The organism is Oerskovia jenensis, from assembly GCF_016907235.1.
Taxonomy (GTDB): Bacteria; Actinomycetota; Actinomycetes; order Actinomycetales; family Cellulomonadaceae; genus Oerskovia; species Oerskovia jenensis.
The window spans coordinates 3,052,395-3,074,827 of record NZ_JAFBBO010000001.1 but is presented as its reverse complement, the minus strand read 5'-3'; the positions used below and the strand labels follow the sequence as shown (position 1 = coordinate 3,074,827).

Below are 22,433 nucleotides of genomic sequence, written 5' to 3'. Positions count from 1 at the left end.
TCAGAACGAGCGTGACCTGGAGGTCACGCTCGTTCTGACACGTCGCTAGAGCCGCGGGTCGACCGGCTCCGACTCGAGCGCGAGGACCGCGAAGACGGCCTCGTGCACGCGCCACAGCGGCTCACCCGCGACCACGCGCTCGACCGCCTCGAGCCCCAGCGCGTACTCGCGCAACGCGAGCGACTGCTTGCGCCCCAGCGAACGGACGCGCAACCGATCCAGGTGCTGCTCCTGGGTGTACTCGGGGCCGTAGATGATCCGCAGGTACTCGCGTCCGCGGACCTTGAGCCCCGGCTGCACGATCCCCTTGGGGCCGCGCACCAGGTTCGCGAGCGGCTTGACGACCATGCCCTCCCCGCCTGCCCCGGTCATCTCCTCCCACCAGCGGACACCCTCGGCACGCGATGCGTCGTCCGCGAGGTCGACCACGAGGCGTCGCGTCGTGCGGAAGAGCACGGGGTCGGCCTCGACCAGCCGGTCGGCGATCCCCAGGTGCCACAGGTGGTCGCGGGTCGCGTAGGTCGCGCCGGTCGGCTCTCCCCCCACGCCCGACCCGCTCGCGAGCACCTGGAACGGCGCGAGCTGCACGCCGTCGAGCCCGTCGACGGGCCAGCGGTAGCGCCGGTACGCCTGCGTGTACCGCTCGGTGTCCTCGGCGCGCGAAGCCGTGCGCGCCCGCAGCTCCCCGACGTCGACGCCGCGGGCCACTGCCGCGTCGAGGGCCGCGAGCGCCGCGGGCATGACGGCCCGGGCCGCGGCCCCGACGCTCGCGTACTGGTCGCGGATGAGCTGGTCGGCCTTCGCGGACCAGGGCAGGATCTCGGCGTCGAGCAGGACCCAGTCGGCACCCAGCTCGTCCCACACCCCGGCCCCGTCGAGGGCCTTCGCGACGTGCTCGAGGAGAGCCTCCGCCGTCGGGCCGGAGAACAGCGGGCGGCCCGTGCGCGTGTGCGCGACCCCGCGACCGCCCGGCTGCACGTCGACACCGAAGCGCCGGGCCGGCGCCCCGTACGCCTCGCGACACACGAGCAGCACGGCACGCGAGCCCATGTGCTTCTCCTCGCACACGACCTGCCCGACGGCGTCGCTCGCGTACGCCGCGAACGCGTCCTCGGGGTGCTCCAGGTAGCCGGGGCGCTGGGACGTCGCGACGGGGCTCATGGTCGGCGGCAGGTAGAGCAGCGCGCGCGGGTCGGTCGCGAACCTGCTCATGACCTCCAGGGCCCCGGCGGCGTTCTCCTCGGGGATCGTGATGCGGCCCCGCGTGCCCGTGACGACCGAGCGCCGGCCGAGCACGTCGGTCACGTCGAGGACGTCGGGATCGCGCTGCGGGCGAGCGGCCCCCTCGACGTCCTCCGAGCCCTCTGCCGGCAGGAACGGACGCGCGGGCTCGTAGTAGACCTCGGCCGCGGGTACCGACACGAGCTCCTTCTCCGGGTACCGCAACGCGGAGAGCTTCCCACCGAACACGCACCCCGTGTCGAGGCACATCGTGTTGTTGACCCACTCGGCCTCGGGCGTGGGCGTGTGCCCGTAGAGCACCATGGCCCGGCCGCGGTACTCGTTCGCCCACGGGTAGCGCACGGGCAGCCCGAACTCGTCGGTCTCCCCCGTCGTGTCCCCGTAGAGCGCGAAGCTGCGCACCCGGCCCGACGCGCGCCCGTGGTACGACTCCTTGAGCCCCGCGTGAGCGACCACGAGCCGCCCGCCGTCGAGCACGAGGTGCGAGACCAGGTCGCGGCAGAACGTCTCGACGGCCTGGCGGAACTCCTCGGGCTCCTCGGCGAGCTGCGCGAGCGTCGTCTCCAGCCCGTGGCTGACGGTCACGTTGCGCCCCGAGAGCGCGCGCACGAGCTTGTGCTCGTGGTTGCCCGGGACGGCGAGCGCGTGCCCCGCCCGGACCATGCCCATCACGAGGCGCAGGACGCCCGGCGAGTCGGGCCCGCGGTCGACGAGGTCGCCCAGGAACAGCGCGCGGCGTCCCTCGGGGTGCACGGCGTCGACCGGGCGGCCGGCGTCGTCGCGCTCGATCACGTAGCCGAGCTCGCCGAGCAGGGTCTCGAGCTCGGCGCGGCAGCCGTGCACGTCGCCGATCGCGTCGAACGGACCGGTCTGGTCGCGCAGGTCGTTGAGCAGCGGTTCGCGCGAGATCGTGGCGTGCTCGATCTCGTCGACGCCGCGCAGCACGTGGACCTTGCGGAAGCCCTCGCGGCTCAGCGCCTTGAGCGACGACCGCAGCGCCTGGCGCTGACGCCTCACGACGTGGTCGCCGAAGTCACGGTCCGGGCGGGACCGGTTGCGCTCGACCGCGACGGACTCGGGCACGTCGAGCACGATCGCGACGGGCAGGACGTCGTGCGCCCGCGCGAGCGCGACGAGGTTCTTGCGCGCCGCGGACTGCACGTTGGTCGCGTCGACGACCGTCAGGTGCCCGGCCTCCAGGCGCTTGCTCACGATCGTCTCGAGCACCTCGAACGCCGCGGCAGTGGCCGACTGGTCGTTGACGTCCCCCGAGACGAGCCCCCGGCAGAAGTCCGAGGAGACGGCCTCGAAGGGGCCGAAGCGCTCGCGCGCGAACGTGGACTTCCCGGACCCGGACACCCCGACGAGCACCACGAGCGAGAGCTCGGGGACGCTCAGGACGCGGGGCTCCCCGCTGATCACGTGCTGCTCGGTCATGCCCGTGCCTCCGCCCGGTCGGTCGCGTCGTCGTTGTCAGAACCAGCGTGGCCTCTGGTGCTCGCTCGTTCTGACACCTCGGGCGACCTCAGCGTGAACAGCGCCATCTGCGTCGGTGCGCCCAACGCGCGCGGCCCCTCGTCCTGCGGCCCGACGTCGCGGAACGTCACGCCGTACCCGCGGCGGTGCGCGACGCCGTCGGCCCAGGTCTGGAACTCGGCCCGGCTCCACTCGAAGCGGTGGTCCGTGTGCCGGTGCCCGTGCTCCTCCAGGGACGGGTACAACGCGTTGTACTCGACGTTGGGCGTCGTGACGACGACCGTCCCCGGCCTCGCCTCGGCGAACACGACCCGTTCGAGCGCACCCAGGCGCGGCGGGTCGACGTGCTCGATCACCTCCATGAGGACCGCGGCGTCGAAGCCCGCGATCCGCTCGTCCCGGTACGTGAGCGAGGACTGCACGAGCCGCACGCGCTCGCGCTCGGCGTCGCTCGCGTCCTCCAGGCGCAGCCGGGTCGCGGCCTTCTCGAGCTCGCGCGCGGCGACGTCGGTGCCCAGCACGCGCGTGAAGCGGCGGTCCGCGGCGAGCAGCCGCAGCAGGGCGCCCTCGCCGCACCCGAGGTCGACGACGCTGCGTGCCCCGACCTCGTGCAGCGCCGCGAGCACGGCCTCGGCACGCTGCCGGGCGAGCGTGGGCGCCGTGGTCCCGACGGCGTCGCTCCCCCCGGTGGGGACGTCGCCCTCGGCGGGGGTCCCCAGGGCCTCGGCGTCGGCGGGCAGCGGGCCCCCGTCGAGCGTCACGAGCCGGTCGGTCGCGTCCTCGACGTACCGGCCCTGGTGCGCGAGGTAGCGGCGCATGATCTGGTCGCGCTCGGGGTGCGCGGCGAGCCATCCCTCGCCCGCGCGCAGCAGCTTGTCGACCTCGTCGCCCGTGACCCAGTAGTGCTTGGCGTCGTCGAGCACGGGCAGCAGGACGTACAGGTGGTGCAGGGCGTCGGCGAGGCGGACCGTGCCGGTCAGGCGCAGGTCGACGTAGCGCGAGTCCCCCCACTCGGGCACGGTCGGGTCGAGCGGTTCGGGCGTCGCCTCCACCGTCCAGCCCAGTGGCTCGAACAGGCGCTCGGCGAGCCGCGCACCGCCACGGCAGGGCAGCGCGGGGACGTGGATCTCGAGCGGGACCGGGCCGTCCGCGAGCGCCTGCCGCGCGTCGCAGCGCCCCGTCATCGCGGTGCGGAACACAGCCCCGAGCGCGACCGCGAGCATCGAGGACGCGGCGTAGGGGCGGTCGTTGACGTACTGGGCCAGGGAGAAGGCGTCGCGCCCGCCGAACCGCTTGTTGCGCACGATGCCCACAGGGTCGACCTCGAGCAGCAGCGCGACCGTGCAGCGCGCGGCGTCGGCCTCGGGGTAGAAGACGTGCGCGGTGCCGACGGGCAGCTCGAACGACTGGGCCCGCGCAGGGTGTTTGTGCAGCAGGTACCCGAGGTCGGTCGCGTCCGTCATCGCCGGCATGGGCAGGGCGGTCCCGGCCGGCGCGCCGGCGGTCGTCGTGAGGGTGACCAGCATGCTCTGCATGCTCCCACGAGAGCGCAACCGATTTACGCTGGTGGGACTCCTCGTGGTGCCGGCGCGCGCGGGCGCCGGCGCGCACCACGCCCGCGACCGGACGGAGCGCCCGCCATGGTCACCGCCGCACCGCACGAACCTCCCGACTCCCAGGGACCGCAGGGGCCGGACGCCGACGAGTTCGCCGGGCGCCTGCTCGCGTCGGCGCTGGGCGCGATCGACGTCTTCTCGGTGTACGTCGGGGACCGGCTGGGCTGGTACCGGTCGCTCGCGGACGACGGTCCGGCGACATCGGCCGAGCTCGCAGCCCGGACGGGCACGCACGAGCGCTACGCGCGGGAATGGCTGGAGGGCCAGGCGGTCGCGGGGATCCTCACCGTCGCTCCCGGTCACGCGCCCTCGGCCGAGCCCACGCCCCAGCCGGACCGCTCCCCGCAGGGCGACGCTCCGCCGTCGGGCCCTTGAGCGACGAGCGGCGCAGAGCGGCGCTACACCCTGCCTCCCGGCCCGGCCGAGGTCCTGACCGACGAGCACAGCCTCGCCTACCTGGGTCCGCTGCCCCGGCTGTTCGCAGCCGTGGGGCGCACGCTCGACGAGCTGCTCGACGCGTACCGCGACGGCGGCGGGGTCTCGTGGGGGCGGCTGGGCGCGGACGCGCGCGAGGCGCAGGCCGACCTCAACCGGCCGTGGTTCGAGCACGAGCTCGCGAGGGCGCTCGGCCGCGTCCCGGACCTGCACGCGATCCTGTCCCGACCGGGTGCCCGGGTCGCGGACGTCGGTTGCGGGGCGGGGTGGTCGACGGTCGCCCTCGCGCTCGCCTACCCGCAGGCCCGGTTCGACGGGTACGACCTCGACGCCCCGTCGGTCGAGATGGCTCGCGCGAACGCCGAGGCCGCGGGCGTCACGGACCGGGTGACGTTCCGCGTCGCCGATGCCGCGCACCTGCCCCCGGACGTCCCGCTCGACGCGGCCTTCGCGTTCGAGTGCACGCACGACATGCCTCGCCCGGTCGAGGTCCTGTCGGCGGTCCGGCGGGCCGCCCTCCCCGACGGCGCGGTGGTCGTCATGGACGAGGCCGTCGCCCAGGAGTTCACCGCGCCGGGCGACGACGTCGAGCGGCTCATGTACGGGTTCAGCCAGTTCGTGTGCCTGCCGGACGGACTGTCGTCCTCGCCGTCGGTCGGCACGGGCACCGTCATGCGGCCCGCGACGCTCGAGAGGTACGCGCTCGACGCCGGGTTCGAACGCGTCGAGGTCCTGCCCATCGAGGGGTTCGGCTTCTTCCGGTTCTACCGGCTGCACCACTGAGCGCCGCTGCCGGGCAGGGACTCGGCCCGGCACCCGCGCGCCCTATGCTGTGCGCGCGGCCCCACCCCGGGGGCCCGGGGGGGGGAAGCCCATGGCCCGGAAGCCACGCCCAGAGCCTGACGAACCAGCGACACCGGGACTGTGGTCGTTCGTCCTGAGCACCCTGCTGGCCGCGCTGACCATCGTCGCGATGGTCGTGGCGCTCTTCCTCGACCTGCCCGACGCGGTGGTCTTCACGTTCCTGGGGCTGTTCCTCCTCGGGCTCCTGGCCGCGATGGTCCTCGACGTCGTCGAGGCGGTCCGGCACCGCGCAGGTACGTGGGGCGTGCTGTGGGCCGGGGTGAGCGCGCCGTTCCGGTACACGTTCGGGTGGCTGCGGCTCCTGCCGAACATCTAGGCCGCGGCCTCCGAGAGCACGCCCCCTGGCCCTGGCGCAGGCTCGGCGCTCGTCCGCTCGGGCTCCGAGTATGTTCGTTCCGTGACCACAGCACCCGACCTCTTCGAGCTGCGTCCTGGGCTCCAGGACGACGTCGAGCAGTGCCTGGGGGTGTGGATCGAGGCGAGTGCCGCCCGCGACGGACGCCGAGTCGAGGGCGTCGCGGCTCGCGCCCGCGGGAAGTTCGACCGGGGCGTCGCGTGGACGGTCGCGACGGACGGCGTGGGCGACGTCGTCGGGTTCGCCGTGGGGACGGGGCCGGGCAGCGGCCTGGCGAGCGACCCACCCGGGGCCGCGGTGCTCGGCATGCTCGCGGTCGATCCCCGCGCCCAGGGGTCGGGTCTCGGCCGCCGGCTTCTCCGGGACGTCACCGGACTGCTCGCTCGACAGGGCTACTCTCGCGCCGTGCTCCACGTCCTGACGGACAACGTCGGCGCGGTCAGCCTCTACGAGCGGCACGGCTGGGTTCCTTGGGGAGAGCCGGTCGAGCACGCCCTGCTACGACGCGACTCGCAGACCTACGTGCGTGACCTGACGCGAGCGGACCACCACGACGAGGCGGACGCCTCGACCCCGACCGGCCTCCGCGCCTGACGAGGTGCCGGTGGACGTCCCGGCTGGCACCCTGGCCAGATGATCACCGAGCTGCACGTCGTCGACTGGCGCCGCCGCGTCCAGCACCTGTACGCGCACGTCCGCGACCTGGCCGTCGAGGACCCCGCGGCCGCGCACGAGTACTGGGTCGCGTCGCGCGACGACCTGCTCGCCGAGCACCCGGCGTCGCCCATCCTGCCTGCGGACCGCCCCGCCTTCACCGGGGTCCCGGTCGGCCCGTACGACGCGGCGCTGCGCTTCGAGGTGCCGCTCGTGCCCGATCCCGCGCGCGGAACCCCCGACGCCGCCCGCCTCGACGTCCCCACGGGCACCGACGGCGTGGTGCCGTTCGAGCGTGTCGGGCGCCTCGACCTCCCCGGCCTGGGGTCGCTCGACGTGTGGGCGCTGCGCTCGTACGGCGGCGGGCTGTTCGTGCCGGTCAAGGACCGCTCGCCCGCGACGTACGGCGGCGGCCGGTACCTGCTGGACACGATCAAGGGCGCGGACCTGGGCTCCGCGTCGTCCCGTCCCGCGCCCGACGGCGACACGCCCCTGGTCGTCGACCTCAACTTCGCGTACAACCCGTCGTGCGCGTACGACCCCGCCTGGGCGTGCCCGCTCGCCCCGCCGGGAAACACGCTCGCGGTCGAGCTGGCGTGCGGGGAGCTGGTGCGGGCCAAGGGCTAGCCGCCCACCCGTCTGCTCGACGGGTCACGCACACCCACGGCGCGACCTGTGGAAAGGTCCTCGTCGTGACCAGTGCCCCGGACGAGCGTCCGACCCGTGTCCCCTTCCTCGACCGTGCGGGGATCGACGCCCTGATCGACACCGGTGTCCGCGTCCCCGCACCGGACGCCGTGTGGATCTCGGGCGATGCACGGGTCTCCCCCGGCGCGCTGCTCCACCCGACCGTCGTGATCGAGTGCGACGGTTCGTCGCAGGTCGTGGTCGGCCGGGGCGCGGTCCTGCACCCGGGGACCCGGATCAGCGCGACGACCGGCGCCTCGGTCCGGGTCGGGGCCCGCACGACGCTCGGCCCGGGCGGCTGCACCCTCGTGGCCGACGGCGAGGACCTGCACCTCGGGGCGGACGGCCGGTACCGCATGGCCCTGATCATCGGCCCCGGCTCCTTCGGCGACGGCTGCCAGGTCCTCGGACCGGTCGAGGCTCGCGCCTGCACCCTGGAGGGCGGCGAGCCGGGCGACTCCCCCGACGTGGCCGCGCGTGGCGCACTGCTCAAAGGGGCCGGCCGCGCGGCGGGCATCACGCTGCGCCGCGGTCAGGTCGTCAACGGTGCGGGCGACTTCCGCCGCGCACCGGTCGAGGAGCAGACGGCGTACCACCCTGCCGTCCCCTAGGTCCGGGACCTCGGCCCGCCGCCCCGTCGCCCCGTGGCCCGTCGTCGTCAGTGGAGCAGCGTCTTCAACCCGATGATGAGCAGGCCGAACGCCCCGGCGACCACGGTCTCCACGGTCAGCGCCCAGCCGCGGACGCCCGCCCGGTGCGCCGCGAGGTGACCGACCACCCCCAGCATCAGCACGGTGAACCACAGCGCGATCAACGCGGAGTCCGTGACCCCGAGCCCGAACACCCTGCCCACCAGGAAGACCGCGAGCGCCGGCACCCCGCCGATCAGCACCCACACCTCTTCCGACGACGCGAGCCTCAGCCGCTCGGCGATGGTGTGGTCGGAGTCGCGGAAGCGGCCACCGATCGCGGACACGTACACGTGCGCGGCCCAGTACCCGACGAGCACGCCCGCGACCGCGAGGATCACGAAGTCGCTCGACGCGTCGTGCGTGCTCGCGACCGCGAGCATGAACCCGGACACCACGGCTCCGTAGAGGAAGTCCGCGGGGCCACCGCGCGCGAACCGGTCGCTCAGGGCGTCCCGCTGGGCGTGGTGGTCGACGCTCTTCCACGAGCGCGCCGCGCTGTCATCGCCCTCGACGTGTCCCTCGCCGGGACCGCCCGTCCCGGCCTCGTCGCCGTCCGTCATCCGCGTCACCTTCCGGTCGCGTCGGCCTGCCGCCGCCTCTCTCGTCACTGTAGCGACGCCGTCGGGCCCACCGCGCGGCGACCGCCCGGCGACCACCTGACGAGCACAGCGCGCCCACCGGCCCTCGCCGCCCCTCCCCGTCCGCGCGTGCGGTGTAGCGTCCCGTCCATGAGTGCCGCACGAAGCAACACGCACGCGCAGGCGGTGGACGCGGCGATCGAGCTGTTCACCCGCAAGGGCTACGAGCAGACGACCGTCGAGGACATCGCCGACGCCGCACAGATCAGCCGGGCCACGTTCTTCCGCCGCTTCCGCTCCAAGGAGGACGTGGTCTTCGCGGACCACGAGCTGCTCCTGGACGCGGTCGTGGTCCTGCTCGGCGAGACCCGTCCCGCGGCACGCGGCGTGACCCCCGAGGAGCTCGAGAACGTCGACCCGTACGTCGAGGTGTGCAGGGCGGCGCGGCTCGTGTTCGACCACCACGTGGGCCAGCGCGAGACGTCGGTCGCGCGCCACCGTCTGCTGCAGGACGTGCCCGCGCTGCGCGACCGCGAGCTCGTGACGACGCACCGCTACGAGCGCGCGTTCACGTCCTACCTGCGCGACTCGCTGCCCGCCGACACCCGCAACTCGACCGCGTCGGTCGCGTTCGCGGCGTCGGTCGTCGCGGTGCACAACGCGATCCTGCGCCGCTGGCTGCGCGACCCCGACCAGGACCTGCGCCCCGAGCTCGAGGAGGCGTTCGCGGACCTGCGCCGCGCGGCCCGCAACCCCGCCGGCCCGACGACGGAGCCCGCCCCCGCGGCCACGTCGCCCGCCCGGGGCTCGGGGGACGGCGTCGCACGGACCGGTGACGCGCCCGCCCGGCGCGTGGTCGTGACCGTGCTCGACGCGGATGCCGACCCCGACGAGGTCGCCCGCGCGGTCCGCGACGCGTTGGGTGCGTGATTCGGCAGCGACTCGCCGGGCGTGTCGCTGCCGGATCACGCACTCAGCAACGCACTGACGGGCCCCGGGAATGCACCGGTAGCATCGGCGGTTGCAGGAGACAGCAAGCAGTACGCACGAACGTGCTCCGGGGTCGGTGCAATTCCGAGCCGGCGGTGACAGTCCGCGACCCGCGCCCACGCGCGGTTGACCTGGTGGAACTCCAGGACCGACGGTGAAAGTCCGGATGGGAGGAAGCACGTGCGGCACGGCCTTCCCGGCCGGGGCACGACGAGTCGTCGAGCCCTGAGACCACCGGGACGGGCCTGGCCGTGGTGAGCGACGCCGTCGGGCAGCCCAGGAACGGGCACCGACCCCGCCGCCCGCCCTCACCCCGGAGCCGACGTGCCCAGGACGAGGGAACATCGATGGACCTGATCCACGCGCTCTTCGACGCGCAGCTCACGATCGGCGGCCAGCACCTGCTGTGGCGGGAGATCGTGGGCAACGGGTTCGGCCTGGCCTCCGCGCTCGGCGGCATGCGCCGCAAGATCTGGGCGTGGCCCGTGGGGATCGTCGGCAACCTCCTGCTGCTCACGGTGTTCCTGGGCGCGGTGTTCGCGACGCCCAACCCCGTGAACCTGCTCGGTCAGGCCGGGCGCCAGGTCATGTTCGTCGTCGTGTCGGTCTACGGGTGGGTGCAGTGGCGCCGGACGCGCGACCGTCTCGGGGAGGCGGACGCCGACAGCCACGGCGTGGCCGTCGAGCCACGCTGGGCCTCGTGGCGCCAGCGCGCCTTCCTCGTCGTCGCGCTCGTGGCCGGGACCGCGCTGCTGACCCCGATCTTCCGTGCCCTCGAGTCCTACGAGCCCGTCTGGGCCGACGCGTGGATCTTCATGGGCTCGCTGCTCGCGACGTACGGCATGGCCAAGGGCTGGGTCGAGTTCTGGCTGATCTGGGTCGCGGTCGACATCGTGGGAGTGCCGCTGCTGATCGACGCCGGCTTCTACGCGTCGGCGTTCATGTACGTGTTCTACGGGGCGTTCACGCTCGTGGGCTTCTTCGTGTGGTGGCGCATCGACCGGCGCTCCAAGGCCCTGCTCCTCGCGGGCACCTCCCCCGCTGCGACTCCCCACGGGCAGGTCTGACGTCACCTCTTGCGTCCCGGTGGACCGGGCGGATACTCGAAGGTGCGCCCTGCTCGCGCGGGGCGCACCACTTCCGGCCAGGTTCCGACCCCTGGCCGGGCGCACCCGGGACGACGCGGCGATGCCGACCATGTGGACGACGTGACGGAGAAGGCGACACCATGACGACACGACTCAACCCCTACCTGAACTTCCGCGACGACGCCCGGGCGGCGATCGAGTTCTACCGCGACGTGTTCGGGGGCGAGCTGACGATCAGCACGTTCGCGGACTTCCAGGCGGCCGACGACCCGGCCGACGCCGACAAGGTCATGCACTCCCAGCTCGAGGCGCCGAACGGCCTGGTCCTCATGGCCGCCGACACCCCGAGCTCGATGGAGTACTCGCCAGGCGGCGGCGTCGCGATCTCGCTGAGCGGCGAGCAGGCCGACGACGCCGAGCTCCGCGGCTACTGGGCCAAGCTGTCGTCGAGCGGGACCGTGACCGTGCCGCTCGAGGTCGCGCCGTGGGGCGACGCGTTCGGCATGTGCGACGACCGGTTCGGCGTGAGCTGGCTCGTCAACATCGCGGCCGCGCAGGGCTGAGGACGCGTCACGCCGGCGCCGCCTCGGCTCGGCCCGACTCGAAGTCGCGCAACCACGTCTTGGCCTCCAGCCCCCACGTGAAGCCGCCCAGGCTCCCGTCAGCCCGCTGCACGCGGTGGCACGGGACGAACAGACTCACGAGGTTCGCGGCGCACGCCCTCGCGGCGAGCCGCGGCGCCGCGGGGAGCAGCGCCCCGTAGGTGGTCGTGGTCCCTGCTGGGACCGCCCGGAGCGTGCGCCACACCTCCTGCATGCGCGCCGTCCCGGGCTGGCGCACCACGACCGCGTCGAGCGCGCCGAGGTCCCCCGCGAAGAAGGCCGTCGCGGCCGTCGCGGCCGCGCTCGGCGTCTCGCGCGCTCGGGCGCGGACAGGTGGCGTGCCGAGGGCGCGTGCGACGCCCGCCAGGTCGACGGCGAACCCCGCCACCAGGAGCACCTCGCCCTCGGTCACGAGCCACAGCGGGCCGATCGGCGTCTCGATGCGCTCGGACGTCACGGTCCCGGCGGGCGGCGCACCCGCGAGGCTCGTCCCCGCAGGGCTCACCGCCGCACGACCGTCCCGTAGGCGCGGTCGAGGTGGACGAGCGGCAGGGCGTCCGGCCGTCCGTCGACCCCGACCACCCGACCGACCACGATCAGGTGGTCGGCGACGTCGAACCTCTCGACGACCTGGCAGTCGAGGGTCGCGACGACGGCCCCCAGCCCCGGGGTCCCCGTGCCCGGCAGGGGGTACCAGTCGACGTCGTCGAACGCCTCGGTCCCGCCCGACCGGGCGAACCGGTCCGCGAGTCCGTGCTGGTCGTGCGCGAGCACGTTGACCGCGAACGCCTCGCGGCTGCGCAGGATCTCGCGCGTCCGGGACCGGTGGTCGAGCGAGACGAGGACGGTCGGCGGATCGAGCGCGACCGAGAGGACCGCGCTCGCGGTCATGCCGTGGGGCCCGTCCGCGGTGGCGGTCGTGATGACCGTGACGCCCGTGGGGAACCGGCGCATCGCGCCGTGGAACGAGGTCACGTCGGCGGCTGGGAGCCGGGTCGCCGGGCCGGTCACCACGCGGGGGCCTCGGGCGCCGGTCCGAGGAGCGCAGGGAAGTGCGGGGCGACCTCCTCGACGATCTGCTGCACGGTCTCCGACGCGGGGCGCACGCCGTGCTGGACCCCGAGCGCGCCGTGGTTCACGCCCGCGTCCTGCCACCGTTGCAAGAGGTCGAGCAGCCCGTCGGTCCCGGTGCGGAGCACGAATCCGCCTCGCAGCGCGGTGGGGCGGGCGCGGCGGTCCTCCACGAGATCGAGCCACTCGTTGGTCGCGACCGGTCGGAACGCCCCGCCCGGCACGAGCTCTCGCCAGGCGGCGATCTTGCGCCCGAGCGCGGCCGTGCCGTCCTGCGTGACGGTCGCCCCGGGGTAGACGAGCCAGCCGTCGGCGTTGTCCGCGATCCACTGCGGCGTCTGCTGCGACGAGCCCGTGACCACGAGCGGGACCCGGCGGACGACGGGCTTGGGGAGCAGGTCGACGCTGCCGTCGAGATGCCCCAGGTCGCCCGTGAGGGTCGGGCTCGTGGACTCGGTCAGGGCCCGGAACCACTCGACGGCCTCGCGGTAGCGCTTGCCCCGGGTCGCGTGGTCGAGCCCGTACGCCGGGAACTCCTGCCCTCGGTCTCCCGAGGCGGCCCCGAGCACGAGCCGTCCGCCGCTGAGGTGGTCGATCGAGGTGGCCTGCTTGGCCAGGTCGATCGGGTGGCGCAGCGAGAAGACCGCGCTGCCCGCGGCGAGCGAGAGCCTGCTGGTCCGGGCGGCGAGCCAGGCGAGATAGGTCCACGGGTCGTACACCTGCCCGACGTCGCCGAAGCCCGGCACGTTCAGCGGGACGTCCCGGACCCACAGCGCGGCGAGGTCGGAGTCGTCGGCCCGCCGGACGACCTCGCCCTGTCCGGCCATGCCCCGCATGTCCCCGGCGTAGGGCCAGAGGGGGAGGAACAGCCCGACGGTCAGCCGTCCCGGGGCGAACATCCGGGCGAACCCCGGGTGCTCCTGGGTCAGCGGGTTCAGGTCGGTGCCAGGTCCTGGGTGCTGCATCACGCCTCCACTAGATCGATCGTTCTAGTGGACCGTAGCAGACGCTAGAACGATCGTTCCAACCCGGGTATCCTGGGGACATGAGCAGCCCCGACGGCACCCCGGACCCCGGCTCCCCCGCCTCCGACACCCGCACCCGCCTGGTCGCCACGACCGCGACCCTGCTCCAGCGCCAGGGGTACGAGGCCACGAGCATCAAGCGCATCACGACCGACGCGGGGGCCACGTTCGGCTCGCTCTACCACTTCTTCCCGGGCGGCAAGGAGGAGCTCGCCGCCGAGGCCCTGCGCTTCGGCGCCGACGACTTCGCCGGGCTGCTCCGCCGGGGGCTCGCGAGCTCCGAGGACCCGGCCGAGGCGGTCGCGAGCTGCGCGCTCCTGCTCGCCGACACCCTGCGGGAGTCGGACTGGACCGACGGCTGCCCCGTCGCGGCGACCGCGCTCGAGCTCATCGGCCGCTCCCCGCTCCTCCAGCGAGCCTCGGACGACGCGCTGCGCGACTGGCGCTCGCTCATCGCGGACAAGCTCCGCGCGGGCGGTGTCGCGACCCAGGCGGCCGACGCGTTGGCCTGCACGGTGCTCTCGACGCTCGAGGGCGCCGAGCTGCTGAGCCGGGTCTCGGGCGACGACGAGCCGCTACGGCTCGCAGCCCAGCACCTGCCGGTCCTCGTGGACGCCGCACGACGAGGCGCTTGATACCCCGTCTCTTGACCTGAGACGCAATATCACGCACCATGGGAGCATCGCCCGACACCGACGTCCGGCCCGAGCCCGGGAGCACACCCATGACGATCGAGAACCCCGTCCGCCGCAACGTGACCGAGCCGGCCTACGACCTCTCGCAGCCCCTCGACATCGACTACGCCGACGCGTTCTCGGACGCGACCCCCGCCGACCGCGAGCTGCAGCAGCGGGTCCGCACGTTCGTCCAGGACGAGGTCCTGCCCGTGATCGACGGGTACTGGGAGCGCGCCGAGGTCCCGTTCGGCCTGGCCAAGCGCATGGGCGAGCTCGACTTCCTGCGCGACGGCGTCGACGTCCCCGGCTCCCCCGCGATCAGCCTCATGGGTGCCGGTCTCGCCGAGATGGAGATGTCGCGCGGCGACGGCTCGGTCGCGACGATCTGCGGCGTCCAGGGCGGTCTCGCGCTGCGCTCGATCCAGCTCCTCGGCTCGGACGAGCAGAAGGAGCAGTGGCTCGGCCCGCTCGCGCGCGGCGAGAAGCTCGGCGCGTTCGCGCTGACCGAGCCCACGCACGGCTCCGACTCGGTCTCGCTCGAGACCACGGCCCGCCGCGAGACCCGCGACGGCGTCGAGGGCTACGTGATCGACGGCGAGAAGAAGTGGATCGGCTTCGGGTCCTGCGGCGACATCACCGTGCTGTGGGCGCGTCTGGTCGGCGACGACGGCGACAACCAGGTCCACGGCTTCCTCGTCCCCCAGGACACCCCGGGGTACGCGGCCACGACCATCGAGGGCAAGGTCTCGCTGCGCGCGATCTGGCAGGCCCACATCGTCCTGACCGACGTGTTCGTCCCGGCCTCGGCCATGCTCCCGGGCGGACGGTCGTTCAAGGACACCGGCCGCGTGCTCCAGGCGACGCGCCTCGGGGTGGCGTGGTCCGCCGTCGGGCATGCGACCGCCTGCTACGAGACGGCCGTCGCCTACGCGAAGCAGCGCGTCCAGTTCGGGCGCCCGCTCGCCGCGAACCAGATGGTCCAGGAGCGCCTGACCCGCATGCTCTCGACCCTGACCCAGATGCAGCTCCTCGTCGCGCAGATGACGCGCCTCGACGAGGCGGGCACGCTGAGCGGCCCGCAGGCGTCGATCGCCAAGTACACGTGCACGCGCGGCGCCCGCGAGATCGCGGCGAGCGCGCGCGACATGCTCGGCGGCAACGGCATCCTGCTCGCGAACCGCGTCGCGCGGCACTTCGCGGACGTCGAGGCCCTGCACACCTACGAGGGCACCGAGAGCGTCCAGGCCCTCATCGTGGGCCGCGACATCACGGGCGTCTCGGCGTTCGCCTAGCCCCTCACCGGCGGCGCTCCCCCGTACCCGGAGCGCCGCACCTCCCGCCTGCGGCCCCCCGGCCGCTCGCCCACCGTCCACCCGGCGCCGTACCGGACCTCCTCGTTCACCTGACAAGCACGGCGCCGGGTCCCCCTTCTCCCACGGAGCACCTCATGAGCAACGACGCCCACGTCCCCGTCCTCCTGCACGGCGCACGCACGCCGTTCACGCGCTTCCAGGGCGCGCTCGCGTCGCTGTCCGCGAACGAGCTGGGCGCGCACGCGATCCGCGGCGCGCTCGACGCGGCCGGGATCGAGGCGGCCGACGTCGACGCCGTGATCATGGGCCAGGTCATCCAGGCGGGCGGCGGTCAGGGCCCGGCCCGCCAGGCCGCGATCGCGGCCGGGATCGGCTGGGACGTGCCGACCGTCACGATCAACAAGCTGTGCCTGTCGGGACTGACCGCGATCATCGACGCGGCACGCCTGATCCGCACGGGCGAGGCGTCGGTCGTGGTCGCTGGCGGCCAGGAGTCCATGACGAACGCGCCGCACCTCGTGCTGGGCTCGCGCAAGGGCTTCGCGTTCGGTGACGTGACCATGGCGGACTCGCTCACGCACGACGGCCTGCGCGACCCGTTCGACGGCCGGATCATGGGCGAGGCCACCGACCGCGGCTGCGCGACGCGCGGCATCGGCCGCCCCGAGCAGGACGAGTACGCGGCCCGTTCGCACGCCCTCGCGGCCGCGGCCCGCGCCGAGGGACGGCTGGCCGAGGAGATCGCGCCCGTCACGGTGCCGCAGCGCAAGGGCGAACCCGTCGTCGTGGCCGAGGACGAGGGCATCCGCCCCGGCACCACGGTCGAGGCGCTCGCCGGGCTGCGCCCCGCGTTCGTCAAGGACGGCACCATCACGGCGGGCTCGTCGTCCCCGCTGTCCGACGGCGCCGCGGCCGTCGTGGTCGTCAGCAAGGCCTTCGCGGTCTCGCGCGGCCTCACCTGGCTCGCTGAGATCGGGTCCGCCGGGCAGGTCGCGGGCCCCGACAACTCGCTGCACTCCCAGCCCGCCCGCGCGATCACCCATGCGCTCGAGCGCGAGGGCATGAAGGCCGACGAGCTCGACCTCGTCGAGATCAACGAGGCCTTCGCGGCCGTCGCGCTCCAGTCGGTCGAGGACCTGGGGATCGACCCCGCGGTCGTCAACGCCGACGGCGGCGCGATCGCCCTGGGCCACCCCGTCGGCGCCTCGGGCGCCCGCCTGGCCCTGCACCTGGCCCTCGCCCTCCAGCGCCGCGGAGGCGGCGTGGGCGCCGCCGCGCTGTGCGGCGGCGGCGGCCAGGGGGACGCGCTGATCCTGCGCGCCTGAGTCGTCCCTCCTCGCGCCGCGCGGTGCTGCCTCACCGCGCGGCCCAGCGGTCCGCCCGGGCCTCCTCTCCGCCCGGGCGGGCCGCTTCTTCCTGCCCGACGGCGCCGCCGTCCACGGTGCGCCCCTCGCCCGACGCGCGTGGCGCCGTCGTGCGACGATGAGCCGGTGCCCGAGACCACCGCCGCCCGGACCACCTCGACCGGTCGCCGGTTCCTCGCCTGGGCCCTGCGCTCCCCCTGGGCCCTGGTCTGCGGCTTCGTGCTCGTGCACGCCTGGCTGGTCGTCGACGGCCTGACCTGGGGACACCGGATCTCGGGCGACGTGCAGCTCTACTGGTACTGGGCCCGCGCGGGCTGGGACCGCGGGATCTGGCCCGTGCTCGACTACGACTGGGTGTACCCCGTGGGCGCGCTGCTGCCGGTCTCGGCCCCCGCCTTCGTCGGCACGTCGTTCGAGGCGTACTACGCGCAGTTCCTGACCCTGGTCGTCGTGCTCGACGCGGTCGCGCTCTGGTTCCTCGCCCGGCTGCCCGGTCGGGGCCGCATCGCCGCCTGGTGGTGGCTGCTGTTCCTCGTGGCTCTCGGGCCCATCTTCCTGGGGCGTCTCGACGGGGTGGCCGCGGCCCTGCTCGTCGTCGCGATCGCGGTCGCGGTGCGTCGGCCGGCGGTCGCGACCGCGATCGCGACGTTCGGCGCCTGGGTCAAGATCGCCCCCGGGGCCGTGGTCGTCGCGCTCCTGACGACGACGAAGCGACCGTGGCGCAGCGTGGTCCTGCCCGGCGCTGCCGTGAGCGCCGGGGTCGTCGCGCTCGCCCTCGCGGGCGGTGCGGGGTCGCGCGTCCTCGGGGTGTTCGGCACGCAGGACGCCCGCGGCCTGCAGTCCGAGTCCGTGTTCGCGACCCCGTTCAGCGTCCTGCGGCTCGTCGACCCGCAGTGGCGGGTCTGGATGAACCCCGACATCCGCACGCTGGAGATCCTCGGCCCGGGCACCCGCGCCACGGGTCGGCTCCTCGACCTGCTGCTGCCCCTGGCGGTCCTCGCGATCGCCGCGATCTCGTGGTGGGCCGTCCGCCGCCGACCCGAGGTCCGCACCGACGTCTTCCTCCTCACGGTGACGGCCCTGCTCCTGAGCCTCATCGTGTTCAACAAGGTGGGGTCGCCGCAGTTCGTCGCGTGGATCGGACCGCCGGTCGCCGTCGCGATCGCGCTCGCGGGTCCTGGTGCACGGTCGGTCTGGTCCCCGCCCGCGCTCGCCGTCCTGGGGACGGCGGTGCTGACACAGGTGCTCTACCCGATCGCGTACTGGGAGTTCATGATCGGCACGCCGTGGATCGTCCTGCTCGCGGCCGTCCGCAACGTCGCGCTCGTGGTGCTCTTCGTGGGGGCCGTGGTCCAGCTCGTCCGGCTCGGACGTGGGGCGTCGGCGAGCGCCGCGTCGACGGACGGGTTGCACGACGCGCAGGCGACGCGTGGGACGCACGAGGTGCACGGCACGCACGGCTCGCACGGCACGCACCGCGGCGACGCTCTCGCGACGGAGGCCGCGACCGAGGCCGAGGCTCCGACCGCACGGCAGGATCCCGAACCGACGACGAGCGCCTGAGCGGGATCTCACGGCCGGACGTCACGCGAGCCGGGGACCACGTCCTGCCGTGGCCGACCGGTCGGTGCCGACCAGGCCGTGCTCGAACGCCGCGATGACGAGCTGGGCACGGTCGCGAGCCACGAGCTTGGCGAGCAGGTTGCCGATGTGGGTCTTGACCGTCCCCATGGAGATCGTCAGCCGCTGCGCGATCTCCTGGTTGGACAGCCCGCGTCCCACGAGCGCGAGCACCTCGACCTCGCGGCTCGTGAGGACCTGAGGTGCCACGGGTTCACGCCTCGTCCCGTTCTCGAGGTAGTGCGCGACGATCCGGGTGAGGATGGCCGGGGCGAACAGCGACTCGCCCTCGTGCGTACGCCGTACGGCGTCGACGAGGCTCGCGGGCTCGGCGTCCTTGAGCAGGAAGCCGCTCGCCCCCGCGCGCAGGGCGCCGTGGACGTACTCGTCGAGCTCGAACATGCTGAGCACGAGCACGCGCGTCCCGGCGAGGTCCGGGTCCGCCACGATCGCGCGCGTCGCGTCGATGCCGTCACCACCGGGCATGCGGACGTCCATGAGGACCACGTCGGGCCGGGTCCGGCGGGCGACCTCCACCGCCGCCTCGCCCGAGCCCGCCTCGCCCACCACCGCCAGATCGTCCGCGCCGTCGACCACGAGCCGCAGGCTGTGGCGGATCAGCGGCTGGTCGTCGACGACGAGCACCCGCACCGGTGCCTGCGCTCTCGTGCCTCCCGAGCCCGGGACGGGAACCGGCTCGGGAACCTGCTCGGGGACCGACGTCGTCACGACCGCCCTCCGTCCGGCAGGGCGACGCTCACGCGAAACCCCTGTCCGCACGGGCCGGCGACGAGGGACCCGCCGAGCGTCGCGACCCGTTCGCGCAGGCCCGCGAGCCCCACGCCCGCCCCCGGGTGCGGCGCCCACCCGGCGACCGGCCCCTCGTCCTCGACGACCAGCCGCAGCCCCGCGGCGTCGCGGCCGAGGACGACCCGGGCCCGGGTCGGGCCTGCGTGCCGCAGGACGTTCGCGAGAGATTCGCGGACGACCGCGCACACGCCGAGCGCCGTCCCGGCAGGCACCGCGAGGTCCTCGGCGTCGAGCGTGACGGCCAGGCCCCCGGTCCGGGCGGCCTCGACGATGCGCGGCAGGTCGTCGAGCGTCTCGGCGGGACGCAGCGGGGCGTCGTCCCCCGGGCTGCGCAGCACGCCGAGCATCCTGCGCAGCTCCGTGGTCGCGTCCCGGCCCGCGCGCTCGATGTCGGCGAGAGCACGCGACCGCTCGGCGTCGCCGTCCGGCCCCGAGACGGTCCGCGCCGACGCGGCGCGCACCGTGATCAGCCCCAGGCCGTGCGAGGCGAGGTCGTGCAGGTCGCGCGCGATGCGCAGCCGCTCGGCCTGCGCGGCCCGCTCGGCGGCCCAGCCCGTCAGGTCCTCCTCGTACGCGCGGCGCTCGCGCCGGGAGCGGACCAGGGCCCACGCCAGCACGCCCGCCGTCACCGCGGTCGCGACCAGCAGGACGACGAGGGCCGTCACGGGGCGGTCGACGCCGAGGGTCGCGAGGCCGATCACGAGGGCGCCCACGAGGCCACCGGCGATCGGCCACGCGCGAGATCGCAGCACGGGTCGGGCGGTCGTCTCCACCCACCGGAGTCTAGGGACCCGGCACGGCCTGCACATCGGACCACGGTCCGAGGGACCGGGGTCGGACGCCGAGCCGCAGGTCCGGCCTCCGGCCCGATGCCCTGCGCGCCCCCGGCGGCTGGACTGTGGGCATGTTGAAGATCGAGCACCTCGTCAAACGCCACGGCCCCCGCACCGTCCTCGACCACGTCGGCTTCGAGGCCCGCCCCGGCCGGGTGACCGCGTTCCTCGGGCCGAACGGCGCGGGCAAGTCCTCCACCCTGCGCATCCTCCTCGGCCTGGACCGCGCCGACGAGGGGCGCGCCCTCGTCGGGGGCCGGCCCTACCGGTCGCTGGACGACCCGCTGCGCACCCTCGGGTCGATGCTCGACGGCTCCGGGGCGCACCGCTCCCGCACGGCCCGCAACCACCTCTCGTGGGTCGCGCGCAGCAACGGGATCTCGCAGCGGCGCGTGGACGCCGTGCTCGACCAGGTCGGGCTCACGGCGTCGGCACGGACCCGGGTGGGGCGCTACTCCCTGGGCATGGGCCAACGCCTGGGGCTCGCGTGCGCGCTGCTGGGCGAGCCCGAGGCCCTGGTGCTCGACGAGCCCGTCAACGGTCTCGACCCCGAGGGGATCCGGTGGATCCGCGGTCTGCTCCGCGCCCACGCGGACGCGGGCGGCACGGTCCTGCTGTCGAGCCACTTCATGGGCGAGGTGGCCGACATCGCCGACGACCTGGTGATCATCGCCCGCGGCCGGGTCGTCGCGGACGGCACGCTCGACGAGGTCACCCGCCGCTACGACACCCTCGAGGACGCGTTCTTCGCGCTCACGAGCGACGGCCGGGAGTCGGTTCGATGAGGGCGTGGCACGTGTTCGCCGCCGAGCTCCACAAGGCCGTGACCCTGCCCGCGGTGTGGGTCGGGGCGGCGGTCGCCGTCCTCGGCACGGCCGCCCTGACCCTGCTCAACTCGGTCGGTGTCCGCGACGCGCTCGTCGCCGGGCGCCCCGAGGACGCGGGGTACGGTTCGGCGTTCGACACCGCGTTCGCCTCCATGCCGATCGGGACCGTGGGTGCGGTCGTGATCGGGGTGGTCGCGATGAGCAGCGAGTTCACCGCGAACAGCCCGGACGCCGGAGGCGGGCGGCAGATCGGCACGACGCTCGTCGCCGTCCCGCGGCGCGTCGGCGCGCTGCTCGCGAAGGCGGCTGTGGTCGTCCTGCTCGTCCTCGCGACGGCGGCGGTGGCGATCCCGGCGAGCGTCGCTCTCGCCGAGACGATCATCGGCGAGGCCGCGACCTCGACGGTCGCGGTCGACGAGGCCGTCGGGCGGTGCCTCGGCGCCGCGCTCTACTGGACCCTGACGGCGCTCCTGGCCCTGTCCGTCACGGTCTTCACGCGCAGCGGGGTCGTCCCGCTCCTGGTGCTGGTGGTCAACAGCTCGCTGGTGTCGGTGTCGCTCCTGCTCACGAACCTCACACCGCTCGCGCACTGGCTCCCGGACATGGCCGGCCGCAGGCTCTTCGGGGACGTCGACACGGTCACCGGCGGGCTGGCCGCCGTGCCCGGCGCCCTCGTCATGACCGGGTGGGCCGTGGCGCTGCTCGTGGTCGCGACCGCCGTGTTCTCGCGGCGGGACGCGTGAGGGCCGCGGCCGGGCGGACCGTGGGACTGCCGTCCGTCGTCGCGGCGGAGCTCGACAAGCTCCGGACGCTGCCCGTCACGGTCCTCGCGGTGGCCGGGACCGCCGTGGTCGGCGCCCTGATCGCCGCCGCACAGGCGGCCGCGGCCGCCGACCACGACCTCCCTGTCGGCGCGGTCGACGTCACGCTCCGGACGGTGCCGTTCGTCGTGGCGGGTCTCGTGCTGGTCGGGGTGCTCGCGGTCTCCCAGGAGCACGCCGGTCGTCAGGTCGCCACGACCCTGGCCGCGGTGCCGCGGCGGGGCCTGCTCGTCGTGGGCAAGACCATCGCGGCGACGGGGGTGGTCGCGCTCACCGCGACCGTGACGCTCGGCGCGTGCCTGGCCGCGGCCGCGGTCACGCAGCGTCTCCTCGACGCGTCCGTCGTGACGGACGGCGCGGGAGCGGGCCCGCTGCTGGGGGCAGTGGCCTACCTGGTCCTGATCGGGGTGCTCGCTCACGCGGTCGCGTTGGTCGCTCGTCACCTCGTGCCCTCGTTGGTCGGCGTCCTCGCGCTGGTCCTCGTCGTGTCCCCGCTGCTGGCGGGTGCGACCGAGCTGGCCCGCTGGTTGCCCGACCGTGCCGCGACGGCCTGGTTCGACGCGGGTCCGAGCACGCTCGAGGGCCCGACGGCGACGATCGTCGCGCTCGCCTGGGTGGTCGTGGTCGGCGGGGCCGGGTCGTGGCGGTTCGTCGCACGCGACGCCTAGGCGGGAGGAGGGCAGGTGCGCCGGGCACGGTCCCGCCGGCGCACCTGCCCTCCTCCGGAACGATAATGATAGTGGTTCTCATTCTCTGCTACGGTGGGCGAGGTCCGCCGCTCCTGCGACGGAAC

Annotated in this window: 24 protein-coding genes and 1 riboswitch; of the genes, 16 read left to right on the top strand and 8 right to left on the bottom strand. The window is 74.3% G+C overall.

Annotated elements, in window-relative coordinates:
• Window positions 1–45 precede the first annotated feature (45 nt).
• Window positions 46–2,679 (bottom strand): polynucleotide kinase-phosphatase, encoded by a 2,634-nt coding sequence (locus tag JOD49_RS13850; protein WP_205307686.1) that lies wholly within the window; start codon window positions 2,677–2,679, stop codon window positions 46–48.
• Entirely contained in the window at window positions 2,676–4,244 is a 1,569-nt protein-coding gene (locus tag JOD49_RS13845; RefSeq protein ID WP_205307685.1) for a 3' terminal RNA ribose 2'-O-methyltransferase Hen1, read from the bottom strand. Before JOD49_RS13845 ends, JOD49_RS13850 begins: the two co-directional genes overlap by 4 nt.
• A 114-nt stretch (window positions 4,245–4,358) precedes the next feature.
• On the opposite strand from JOD49_RS13845, the gene JOD49_RS13840 reads away from it, so the two are divergent.
• The 6 genes from JOD49_RS13840 to JOD49_RS13815 all read left to right on the top strand — a co-directional run bounded on the left by JOD49_RS13840 (window position 4,359) and on the right by JOD49_RS13815 (window position 7,940).
• Entirely contained in the window at window positions 4,359–4,709 is a 351-nt protein-coding gene (locus JOD49_RS13840) for a hypothetical protein (RefSeq protein ID WP_205307684.1), read from the top strand.
• 111 nt (window positions 4,710–4,820) lie between these two features.
• Window positions 4,821–5,552 (top strand): class I SAM-dependent methyltransferase, encoded by a 732-nt coding sequence (locus tag JOD49_RS13835; RefSeq protein ID WP_205307683.1) that lies wholly within the window; start codon window positions 4,821–4,823, stop codon window positions 5,550–5,552.
• A gap of 91 nt (window positions 5,553–5,643) precedes the next feature.
• Window positions 5,644–5,949 (top strand): hypothetical protein, encoded by a 306-nt coding sequence (locus JOD49_RS13830; protein WP_205307682.1) that lies wholly within the window; start codon window positions 5,644–5,646, stop codon window positions 5,947–5,949.
• 81 nt (window positions 5,950–6,030) lie between these two features.
• On the top strand, window positions 6,031–6,582 hold the full coding sequence (locus tag JOD49_RS13825; protein WP_205307681.1) for a GNAT family N-acetyltransferase: 552 nt from the start codon (window positions 6,031–6,033) through the stop codon (window positions 6,580–6,582).
• Between the two features lie 39 nt (window positions 6,583–6,621).
• Complete coding sequence (locus JOD49_RS13820; RefSeq protein ID WP_205307680.1) at window positions 6,622–7,269, top strand: DUF1684 domain-containing protein; 648 nt, start codon at window positions 6,622–6,624, stop codon at window positions 7,267–7,269.
• A gap of 65 nt (window positions 7,270–7,334) precedes the next feature.
• A complete protein-coding gene (locus tag JOD49_RS13815) occupies window positions 7,335–7,940 on the top strand; it encodes a hypothetical protein (protein WP_205307679.1) in 606 nt (201 codons plus the stop codon).
• 47 nt (window positions 7,941–7,987) lie between these two features.
• On the opposite strand, the gene JOD49_RS13810 is transcribed toward JOD49_RS13815, so the two are convergent.
• Window positions 7,988–8,581: a hypothetical protein gene (locus JOD49_RS13810; RefSeq protein WP_205307678.1), complete on the bottom strand. Its 594-nt coding sequence runs from the start codon at window positions 8,579–8,581 to the stop codon at window positions 7,988–7,990.
• 168 nt (window positions 8,582–8,749) lie between these two features.
• On the opposite strand from JOD49_RS13810, the gene JOD49_RS13805 reads away from it, so the two are divergent.
• From JOD49_RS13805 to JOD49_RS13795, 3 genes are all read left to right on the top strand, one after another.
• Entirely contained in the window at window positions 8,750–9,529 is a 780-nt protein-coding gene (locus tag JOD49_RS13805) for a TetR/AcrR family transcriptional regulator (protein ID WP_205307677.1), read from the top strand.
• A 118-nt stretch (window positions 9,530–9,647) separates the two neighbouring features.
• A riboswitch (FMN riboswitch) is annotated at window positions 9,648–9,773 on the top strand.
• Between the two features lie 163 nt (window positions 9,774–9,936).
• The gene (gene pnuC / locus JOD49_RS13800; RefSeq protein WP_205307676.1) at window positions 9,937–10,656 is read left to right on the top strand and encodes a nicotinamide riboside transporter PnuC; all 720 of its coding nucleotides are present in this window, start codon (window positions 9,937–9,939) and stop codon (window positions 10,654–10,656) included.
• A 161-nt stretch (window positions 10,657–10,817) separates the two neighbouring features.
• A complete protein-coding gene (locus JOD49_RS13795; RefSeq protein WP_191789674.1) occupies window positions 10,818–11,240 on the top strand; it encodes a VOC family protein in 423 nt (140 codons plus the stop codon).
• Between the two features lie 7 nt (window positions 11,241–11,247).
• Here JOD49_RS13795 and JOD49_RS20800 read toward each other — a convergent pair whose 3' ends face one another.
• The 3 genes from JOD49_RS20800 to JOD49_RS13780 are packed head-to-tail and all read right to left on the bottom strand — an operon-like array spanning window position 11,248 to window position 13,315.
• Entirely contained in the window at window positions 11,248–11,784 is a 537-nt protein-coding gene (locus JOD49_RS20800) for a methylated-DNA--[protein]-cysteine S-methyltransferase (protein ID WP_307822547.1), read from the bottom strand.
• A complete protein-coding gene (locus tag JOD49_RS13785) occupies window positions 11,781–12,254 on the bottom strand; it encodes a flavin reductase family protein (RefSeq protein ID WP_205307675.1) in 474 nt (157 codons plus the stop codon). Before JOD49_RS13785 ends, JOD49_RS20800 begins: the two co-directional genes overlap by 4 nt.
• Window positions 12,255–12,286: 32 nt before the next feature.
• The gene (locus JOD49_RS13780; protein WP_239526405.1) at window positions 12,287–13,315 is read right to left on the bottom strand and encodes a TIGR03571 family LLM class oxidoreductase; all 1,029 of its coding nucleotides are present in this window, start codon (window positions 13,313–13,315) and stop codon (window positions 12,287–12,289) included.
• Window positions 13,316–13,395: 80 nt separating this feature from the next.
• Between JOD49_RS13780 and JOD49_RS13775 the strand changes: the two genes are divergently transcribed.
• The 4 genes from JOD49_RS13775 to JOD49_RS13760 all read left to right on the top strand — a co-directional run bounded on the left by JOD49_RS13775 (window position 13,396) and on the right by JOD49_RS13760 (window position 18,292).
• Window positions 13,396–14,010, top strand: coding sequence for a TetR/AcrR family transcriptional regulator (locus JOD49_RS13775; protein ID WP_205307673.1), 615 nt, complete (start codon window positions 13,396–13,398; stop codon window positions 14,008–14,010).
• 89 nt (window positions 14,011–14,099) lie between these two features.
• Window positions 14,100–15,344, top strand: coding sequence for an acyl-CoA dehydrogenase family protein (locus JOD49_RS13770; RefSeq protein WP_205308994.1), 1,245 nt, complete (start codon window positions 14,100–14,102; stop codon window positions 15,342–15,344).
• Window positions 15,345–15,499: 155 nt separating this feature from the next.
• On the top strand, window positions 15,500–16,690 hold the full coding sequence (locus tag JOD49_RS13765) for an acetyl-CoA C-acyltransferase (RefSeq protein ID WP_205307672.1): 1,191 nt from the start codon (window positions 15,500–15,502) through the stop codon (window positions 16,688–16,690).
• Window positions 16,691–16,855: 165 nt separating this feature from the next.
• The gene (locus tag JOD49_RS13760; protein ID WP_307822546.1) at window positions 16,856–18,292 is read left to right on the top strand and encodes a hypothetical protein; all 1,437 of its coding nucleotides are present in this window, start codon (window positions 16,856–16,858) and stop codon (window positions 18,290–18,292) included.
• A 21-nt stretch (window positions 18,293–18,313) separates the two neighbouring features.
• Here JOD49_RS13760 and JOD49_RS13755 read toward each other — a convergent pair whose 3' ends face one another.
• On the bottom strand, window positions 18,314–19,078 hold the full coding sequence (locus JOD49_RS13755; RefSeq protein WP_307822545.1) for a response regulator: 765 nt from the start codon (window positions 19,076–19,078) through the stop codon (window positions 18,314–18,316).
• Complete coding sequence (locus JOD49_RS13750; protein ID WP_205307671.1) at window positions 19,075–19,932, bottom strand: sensor histidine kinase; 858 nt, start codon at window positions 19,930–19,932, stop codon at window positions 19,075–19,077. Before JOD49_RS13750 ends, JOD49_RS13755 begins: the two co-directional genes overlap by 4 nt.
• Window positions 19,933–20,063: 131 nt before the next feature.
• On the opposite strand from JOD49_RS13750, the gene JOD49_RS13745 reads away from it, so the two are divergent.
• The 3 genes from JOD49_RS13745 to JOD49_RS13735 are packed head-to-tail and all read left to right on the top strand — an operon-like array spanning window position 20,064 to window position 22,308.
• Window positions 20,064–20,777, top strand: coding sequence for an ABC transporter ATP-binding protein (locus tag JOD49_RS13745; RefSeq protein WP_205307670.1), 714 nt, complete (start codon window positions 20,064–20,066; stop codon window positions 20,775–20,777).
• Window positions 20,774–21,562, top strand: a complete 789-nt coding sequence (locus JOD49_RS13740; RefSeq protein WP_205307669.1) for an ABC transporter permease — start codon at window positions 20,774–20,776, stop codon at window positions 21,560–21,562. Before JOD49_RS13745 ends, JOD49_RS13740 begins: the two co-directional genes overlap by 4 nt.
• A 20-nt stretch (window positions 21,563–21,582) precedes the next feature.
• Window positions 21,583–22,308 (top strand): hypothetical protein, encoded by a 726-nt coding sequence (locus JOD49_RS13735; RefSeq protein ID WP_205307668.1) that lies wholly within the window; start codon window positions 21,583–21,585, stop codon window positions 22,306–22,308.
• Window positions 22,309–22,433 lie beyond the last annotated feature (125 nt).

What these genes read in the sequence shown, in the direction of transcription:
- JOD49_RS13850 (WP_205307686.1), bottom strand. Translation starts at nt 2,679, where the DNA reads ATGACCGAGCAGCACGTGATCAGCGGGGAGCCCCGCGTCCTGAGCGTC.
- JOD49_RS13845 (WP_205307685.1), bottom strand. Translation starts at nt 4,244, where the DNA reads ATGCTGGTCACCCTCACGACGACCGCCGGCGCGCCGGCCGGGACCGCC.
- JOD49_RS13840 (WP_205307684.1), top strand. Translation starts at nt 4,359, where the DNA reads ATGGTCACCGCCGCACCGCACGAACCTCCCGACTCCCAGGGACCGCAG.
- JOD49_RS13830 (WP_205307682.1), top strand. Translation starts at nt 5,644, where the DNA reads ATGGCCCGGAAGCCACGCCCAGAGCCTGACGAACCAGCGACACCGGGA.
- JOD49_RS13820 (WP_205307680.1), top strand. Translation starts at nt 6,622, where the DNA reads ATGATCACCGAGCTGCACGTCGTCGACTGGCGCCGCCGCGTCCAGCAC.
- JOD49_RS13810 (WP_205307678.1), bottom strand. Translation starts at nt 8,581, where the DNA reads ATGACGGACGGCGACGAGGCCGGGACGGGCGGTCCCGGCGAGGGACAC.
- JOD49_RS13805 (WP_205307677.1), top strand. Translation starts at nt 8,750, where the DNA reads ATGAGTGCCGCACGAAGCAACACGCACGCGCAGGCGGTGGACGCGGCG.
- pnuC (WP_205307676.1), top strand. Translation starts at nt 9,937, where the DNA reads ATGGACCTGATCCACGCGCTCTTCGACGCGCAGCTCACGATCGGCGGC.
- JOD49_RS13795 (WP_191789674.1), top strand. Translation starts at nt 10,818, where the DNA reads ATGACGACACGACTCAACCCCTACCTGAACTTCCGCGACGACGCCCGG.
- JOD49_RS13780 (WP_239526405.1), bottom strand. Translation starts at nt 13,315, where the DNA reads ATGCAGCACCCAGGACCTGGCACCGACCTGAACCCGCTGACCCAGGAG.
- JOD49_RS13775 (WP_205307673.1), top strand. Translation starts at nt 13,396, where the DNA reads ATGAGCAGCCCCGACGGCACCCCGGACCCCGGCTCCCCCGCCTCCGAC.
- JOD49_RS13770 (WP_205308994.1), top strand. Translation starts at nt 14,100, where the DNA reads ATGACGATCGAGAACCCCGTCCGCCGCAACGTGACCGAGCCGGCCTAC.
- JOD49_RS13765 (WP_205307672.1), top strand. Translation starts at nt 15,500, where the DNA reads ATGAGCAACGACGCCCACGTCCCCGTCCTCCTGCACGGCGCACGCACG.
- JOD49_RS13745 (WP_205307670.1), top strand. Translation starts at nt 20,064, where the DNA reads ATGTTGAAGATCGAGCACCTCGTCAAACGCCACGGCCCCCGCACCGTC.
- JOD49_RS13740 (WP_205307669.1), top strand. Translation starts at nt 20,774, where the DNA reads ATGAGGGCGTGGCACGTGTTCGCCGCCGAGCTCCACAAGGCCGTGACC.